Genomic DNA, 7,092 nt, shown 5'->3' with positions numbered 1-7,092 from the left:
CTTGCTACCCAGTTGAGCGATAGATCAGGATTGGAAATATGCGCTTCAATTACTTGAATCATCTTCTGAATAATGGCGGAATGCTTATTGGTGTGGGTATGAAAGTTGTTCAAGCATATTTGCTGCGCACATTCGGTGACGAATTGCTGCGTCGTTTTTAGTGTTGTAAATTGATCAAATCCGGCAATCTTAGTTAAATATTCATTGATTTCTTCAGGTTTGCCTTGTCTAACGACAGATATGTAAAGCGGTATGACATAAGATTTCGAGAGATGCATGTCCATGCGACTGTCGGCAAGCATATCAAAATAGTTTTGCAGCTCATGCTGAACAAACGCCCAGTCTCCTGATTTGACATGCATGCAAAGAGGCTCTTCATCATAGATGAAAGGCTTAAGCGCATTATCATCTCCTCTTTCAACATCCTTCTGCGTTATGATGCTTCCTTCGCCTAAATAAAATTGATAATTTAAGCATTCCAGCGTATCACGATACATTTTACGAGCATCGATAATTTGACCTGGATTGCTGACGGCCACTGTAGCATCCAATTTGTAATAGGAAGAAAACGTTTGCTTAATTTCATTCAATTGTGCAAATAAAACGTCTGTTTCGTTAATCTCTTTAATGAGCAACAGCACATGTTTTCCTATCGTCGTACTGAGAAGTACCGTCGGTTTGCCGAGGACATCCTGAGCGATGTTTTTGACCGCAAACAGATGCYCAAATTCAAACACACCCTCTATTTGAAACAAAATCAACTGAACCTTTTCATTGTCTACTGTAATATGAAACAGGTTGCCATAATCATCCCAATCACGCTGGCCATATGTTTTATTGGTAACAAGCTCCTTAAGGAATTGCTCCTTCGCGTGAGGAAGTACCTTTGAAAGCTCTTTCTGGATATGAAGCATGAAGCTCTCTTGCGTTTGCTGTTTCCTCAGCTCTGTTATCACCTCGGTTAGTGCATCCGTAATCGTATTTTCATTGCATGGCTTAAGCAAATAGTGTTTAACTCCAAATTGCATCGCAGTGCGAGCATAATCAAACTCACTAAAGCCGGAAAGAAGAATAAATGCGATATGCGGGTAGTTTTCATACACTTTTTCCACCAGCTGCAGCCCGTTCATGCCTGGCATTTTGATATCTGAAATGACGATATCCGGCATATGGCTCTCGATAAAGGCCAAAGCTTCAAGTCCATTGCGCGCCGTTCCTGCCAGTTCTGCCTCATATGCATTCCAGTTTACAGTTCGCGATATGCCTTCTACGATGATTCGTTCATCATCAACCAACAAAACCTTATACATGGGAATCCCTCATTTCATAAGGAAGCATCAGCTTCACTTTGGTACCGCCGTTTCGCTTGCTCTCTACCATTAAGCCGTATGCATCGCCATACAGCAGCTTGATGCGGTCTTCGATATTTTTCAAGCCTAAGCCGGAGCCTTTCGTCTGCACTTGTCCGCTTAATAGCTTTGTGACAAACTCTTCTTCCATTCCCGGCCCATTATCCTCCACTGAAATAAACCACAGCTCATTTTCCACATAGGCATGTATTTGTATTTTACAGGTGTCAATCATTTGTTCAAGGCCGTAATTGATTGCATTCTCAACGAGCGGTTGAAGCGAAAGCTTCGGAATGCTGCAGTTAAGTAACTTGTCTGGTACGTCAATATGGAAATCAAGCCGTTCTTCAAAACGATATTTCTGAATCGTGACATAGTGATTAATGATGTCCAGTTCCTTGCTAAGCGGAATGAGCGGCTCCTTCAAATTGATTGACGTTCTGAGCAGGGAGCCGAGCGCTTCAACCATCTGAGAAATATGTGTTTGGTTGCTTAGCTTGGCGGACCAGTTGATCGACTCTAATGTGTTGTACAAAAAGTGTGGATTAATTTGAGCTTGCAGCGCTTTAAATTCCGTATCGCGAATTGTAAGCTGCTTCACGTAATTTTCATGAATGAGCTCATTGATTCGTTCAATCATTATTCGGAAGTTTCGATGCATTTGACCAGCTTCATCCATTGCAAGCGCTCTCTCATTCGGCTCCTCGATATATTCAAAATTGCCGAGCTGCACTCTTTTCATTTTAGCATTCAAGCGTTCAATAGGCTCAGTAATACCATTTGCGAAGCCAACTGCAATGAGGAGAATGACGATAAATAATATAGCAAAAATAATAATAATCGTATTTTTGACCTTCACGACACGGTCAAAGATGTCATCAAATGGGATCAGCGTATAATAAGTCCAATCGGTATACGTTGACGCTATATAAGTAACAAAATATTGCTTCCCCTCATAACGTATAACTTTGTAGCCCTCATTGCCAGGCAGCGCAGATAAGGACTCCATGGAAAAAGCGGACGCTTCAGGATACACCGCTTCATTGTTTTTCATAATGACTAGCTTGGCGTCGTTGCTGTTCATGCCTTTAGCAAGATCTCTAAACAGTTTGTTCATATCGATGCGAAGCGCTAAAGTGCCAAGATAGTCTAAGCTCAGCTGCTCAAACGAACGCACTTCTCGCGCAGCAATTAAGGACTTATCGTTGCTGTAGGGGGCAATCCACGTATTCCCACCCTTTTTGACCGCTGTTGCATTTTTGAATGCATCCAGACGGTCCTGGTAAATCGTTATCGAGTTTGCACCAACCGCATATTCATTATCATTTACGTCATACAGCTGGGCGGAAAGCACGTATTTATCAAGCCCGCCGATATTGACCATTCGCTCCTTCACCGTTAATTGCACAACATAGTTATCATAATCGGACAAACCGCTCTTGATGGATCTCAAATAGTGCTGGATCGTAGAATCCGTTGAAAGCATAAAGGTAAGCTTCTCCATCTTTTTCAGCTCATTCTCGATACTGAGGGACGACAAACTGAGCGCTTTGGAAGATTGCTTATAAATTTCCTGATCATAAAAATCAAAAGCGTATTGCTGAATGATGATAGCAAGCATAGCAACAACCAGCATGATGACTGATATCAACACAAACATTTTGTGTTTGATACGCAAATTCATATAAAGCGCTTTCAAGCTCTGCATTGGCCAGGTCTCCTTTAAGAGATTACAGCTATTATCGATTTATTAGTGGTTAGAAGACATACTTATTCTTTGCTAGGATTGTAAGCTGGATTTGAAAAAAGAGCGCCCTCCTTTCAACAAGGGGGGCGACTCCTGTTATTTTTTGATCAAATAAAGTGTGATTTCTTCTCTGTTATGGAACAGCTGCTTAGCTTTTTGAAGCTTAAATTCCGTTGAAAGTCTTGAAATCACGTCTCGAATCGTTTGAAGCGGTTTCCGGTGCATCAGCTTAACTGTAATTATGGCAGTTGCACCCTTCGTTAGTGCAGGCTCAAGATCGAGAACGAGCTTGCACATCATCATCGGACTCCAGCTCATATCACAGACTAGTAGCTGGAATGAATCAGGATTGAATTTCACTTCGGAAGCATTGCGCTTTAAGTAAGTTAGCGTGGGATACGCCATTAGCGATGGATGCAATTCAGCAGGATCGATGGCTGTAACTCTCAAGCCGCGCTCAAGTAAAAGGGATGTCCAGCCGCCTGGCGCTGCGCCAACATCAAGGGCATTTTGAAACTGTGCGTAATTTAGGTTGAATTCACGTTCTGCTTCAAGCAGCTTAAATTTGGCACGCGAGACTTGTCCTTCTTCGCGTTGAAAACGAACGGCTCCGCCTGGCCAATCCGAGAGCATCTCCGATGGCGATCCAAAACCGACATAAAGCTGATTGATCGCCGCATAGATCGCAATAATAACGTCTGGCTGCTGTACAACAGGTTCCGCGTCAATCTCTTCGAGTACCGCATCAATTACCGCTTTTGTATCCGCAGCCGAATACACAAACTCCGACTTCGACGTACGTCTAATATGAACGGCTACCCGTTTATTTTCCAAAGTTAATACAGCATTTCGAACCATGCTAGATAATTGTTCTAAATCATTCGCATTTCCTGTAATTTCAATCGTCCGATCCACCGGCTGCACATGGCGCAAAAAGATCGGCTCCTGCTGATGAATCGCTTGCAGCGTCTCTTCCCGTGTTAGCGGGCTCGTCATTAAAAACACTTCTCCTGCTGCCAGTTGTGTGAAGGCAACGCCCTCAATCAGCCTCCGAAGCTCCTCCATCGCATATGGTGCATAAGTTTGATTAGCAGTTCCGATCCATTGACTCACGTATGTTAAACCTCTTTCGTGTTATATTACCCTAGATCCCTAAAGGGATTTTTTTCACCCTTGCCCTCGAGGGTTTAGCACCCTGAGCCCTAAACAATTACTACACCAACCCTACAAGCGTTTCGAACCCACCCAAACCCTCCCTTCCAAGGGAGGGCCCCAAGGGTTGCACCCTCTGGACACCCGCAACTCGACTAACGTTGGCGATAATCTGTGCTGGAATGTTTAGTTTACGGATGAGCGCTTTCGTCCCTACGGGACACGCTGGAAGTTTGTTGTCTGTAAATGTAAATCGTGTCTTGATGTGTGAAAGATTGAAGCCTTCGTAAATACAAACATTTACATAGATCAGAGATAATAAAAAAACATAGAAATGCCAGGAAATTAATTCCTCAGCATTTTAGTTCTACTTATATTTTTAGTCTTTGTTTGCATTATAACCGAATATGTCACATTTCGTGTAATTATTCGAGTAATTAACTCAGATATTATTTTTGCTAGGTATTATTTGAGTATAGCCATATGAACCATTGTTTTAGCCCATAAATAATGATTAATGGACGATGTTAGTGAAATAGATATAGAAACTAGACCTATTTCAACTAAATGGGCTCAATAAAACTAAATAAGACTAGAATATAGTCTTAAACCAGAGAAAAATAAATTTTATTACTGCTTATTGTAAAATTGAGCACAAATAGAACTAAAAACTAGTCTTATTACCCTCAAACCAATCGAATTACTCCAAATAAGTCTAAAAATTAGTCTTATGTGTAACTGGCTTAACAATATGTAGTTGATATTATTTATAAAACTGCATGAAAAAATAAAAACTGGTCAGCTCACACAATATCCAAATTGATAATTCAAACTAATGAGACTATCTATTAAGAAAAGGTGAAAGCCTCACAGTGAAAGCATGTCCCAAAGGGACAAAAGCGTTAGATACTCTACCCTAACTCGCAAGCGACGATCAAGCTCCCACGTTATTCCAGCTGCAGGTGTCCAAAGAGCGTAACTTTCAAAGTCCTTAAAAAATATAGAGTTTGGGTGTGTTCGAAACGCCCTTGGGGTTCCCCCCCGCATTAGTGAAAGCGTGTCCCAAAGGGACGAAAGCGTTCGATGCTCTACCCTAACTCTCAAGCGCCGGTCAAGCTYCGACGTTAGTCCAGTTGCGGGTGTCCAGAGGGTGCAACCCTAAGGCCCTCCCTTGGAAGSGAGGGTTTRGGTKGGTTCGAACCCACCTTGGRRTTMCCCCKCATTAGTGAAAGCGTGTCCCAAAKGGACGAAAGCGTTCGATRCTCTACCCTAACTCWYAAGCGMCGRTCARGCTCCCACGTTAGTCCAGTTGCGGGTGTCCAGAGGGTGCAACCCTTGGGGCCCTCCCTTGGAAGGGAGGGTTTGGGTGGGTTCGAAAATCTCTTAGGTTCGGGAATTTTAAAAATCCTCAAAGATTTCACTTTAAAAAACCCTTAAGGGTTTGGGTGTAGTAGCCCTGAAGGGGCTGGGTCTAGAAAGCCCTTGAGGGTTTGGGTGTAGTAGCCCTTAAAGGGTCTGGGTTTAAAAAGCCCTTGAGGGTTTGGGTGTAAAAAACCCTTAAAGGGTCTGGGTGTATTTTATTGCCCAGCTATATTATTAATGAGAGCCTCCGGCATCGGACCATTGAACAGCTTGGTCTCTGCCGGCGCATTCGTTGAAAGCATATGGTACATTTGCATGCGACCAGCGGCACTTGAGGTGTGTAAGTATATTTGGCTTGGATAACGACCCGTTTCAACAATGTGGCGCACGACTTCGTAGCCAGTCGGCTGTGACCAGCCTAGATCGTAATCAAGCGATAAAATATCCACTTCCTCAAGGTCAATCAGCTGCTTGCACTCTTCGGCGTTGCTTGCCAATACAAAACCTTTTGGACAAGTGCGATAATCGTCTAAATAAACATGAATCATAAATGAATCCCCCGTTCAACCGATAGACTCAAAGCGCGCTTAATCCCTCATCTTGTTGACAAGCAGGACAAGCATACGCTTTGCGGCCAGATACATCGATTTTCTCGATCACAGCACCACAGCGTGAACATGGTTGACCCTCACGCTCGAAGACTTGAAAGTGATTCCGATGTTTTCCAGTTAAGCTATCTCCCTCAAAGAACGGATGCTCTCCCGTTCCACCTTGTGAAATCGCTTCCTTCAGTACATTATGCATCTCTGCGTATAGGCGTTCCCATGCTTCGTTTTCCAATACTGGAACTTTAGTGTCGGGGCGAATTGCTGCGGCAAAACAAATCTCATCCGCATATGCAGCACCAATTCCAGAAATCACGTTTTGGTCGCTAAGAGCGGTTCTGATTGCAACACGTTTTTTGGCAAATAGTGCAATGAAACGATCCAATGTCACTCTTTTGTCCAATGCATCTGGTCCTAGGCGTCCAAGTTTCCCTTCGACTTCCTTCACAGTCAACAGCTGCAAATCATCCGCACGCAAACCGACTCCATACAATACGGCTTCACCGAAAAGCAGTTTCATCTGAACGTTGCGATCAGGTTTGTCAGACTCGTTTCCTCTATACAAATAAGCCCCTTGCCCCAAATGAAGCAATAGACGTTTTCCATTATCCAAGTGTAAAACTAAATGTAAACCTCTTCTTTCAACGAACCATACAACTTTACCAACCACGTCACGCTCAATTTGTTCTTCACTTGCTTGAAAAACTTTACCATTTGTTATCTCGATACCGGTAATTTGGGCGCCAGCGAATTGCTCCGCCAATAAAGCCCGATAATTTTCCAGTTCCGGCAATTCATGCATGAAAGCTCGCTTCCTTCCTATTTTCTTCGTTATAAGTCTTAACAATCTCTATGATCAGATATATAAGAACGAAGC

At 43.1% G+C, this 7,092-nt stretch carries 5 protein-coding genes; all 5 read right to left on the bottom strand.

Annotation, left to right across the window (positions count from 1 at the left end; all coding sequences use genetic code 11):
- On the bottom strand, positions 1-1,310 hold a 1,310-nt coding region (locus tag AC1DSE_RS26730; protein ID WP_477528456.1), incomplete at its 3' end, for a response regulator.
- Complete coding sequence (locus AC1DSE_RS26725; protein ID WP_477512982.1) at positions 1,303-3,057, bottom strand: sensor histidine kinase; 1,755 nt, start codon at positions 3,055-3,057, stop codon at positions 1,303-1,305. The genes AC1DSE_RS26730 and AC1DSE_RS26725, both read right to left, overlap by 8 nt.
- A gap of 135 nt (positions 3,058-3,192) precedes the next feature.
- The gene (locus tag AC1DSE_RS26720; protein WP_076265825.1) at positions 3,193-4,209 is read right to left on the bottom strand and encodes an SAM-dependent methyltransferase; all 1,017 of its coding nucleotides are present in this window, start codon (positions 4,207-4,209) and stop codon (positions 3,193-3,195) included.
- 1,616 nt (positions 4,210-5,825) lie between these two features.
- Positions 5,826-6,158 carry a cyclic-phosphate processing receiver domain-containing protein gene (locus AC1DSE_RS26715; protein WP_076265823.1) on the bottom strand — a complete coding sequence of 111 codons (333 nt, stop codon included), beginning with the start codon at positions 6,156-6,158 and terminating at the stop codon, positions 5,826-5,828.
- A 28-nt stretch (positions 6,159-6,186) separates the two neighbouring features.
- Complete coding sequence (locus tag AC1DSE_RS26710) at positions 6,187-7,017, bottom strand: Fpg/Nei family DNA glycosylase (RefSeq protein ID WP_477511865.1); 831 nt, start codon at positions 7,015-7,017, stop codon at positions 6,187-6,189.
- Between the last annotated feature and the right edge of the window lie 75 nt (positions 7,018-7,092).

The sequence above is a fragment of the Paenibacillus sp. 01L418 genome, from assembly GCF_056400045.1.
Note: the sequence above shows the minus strand (reverse complement) of the source record. Positions and strands in the feature narration are given on the sequence as shown.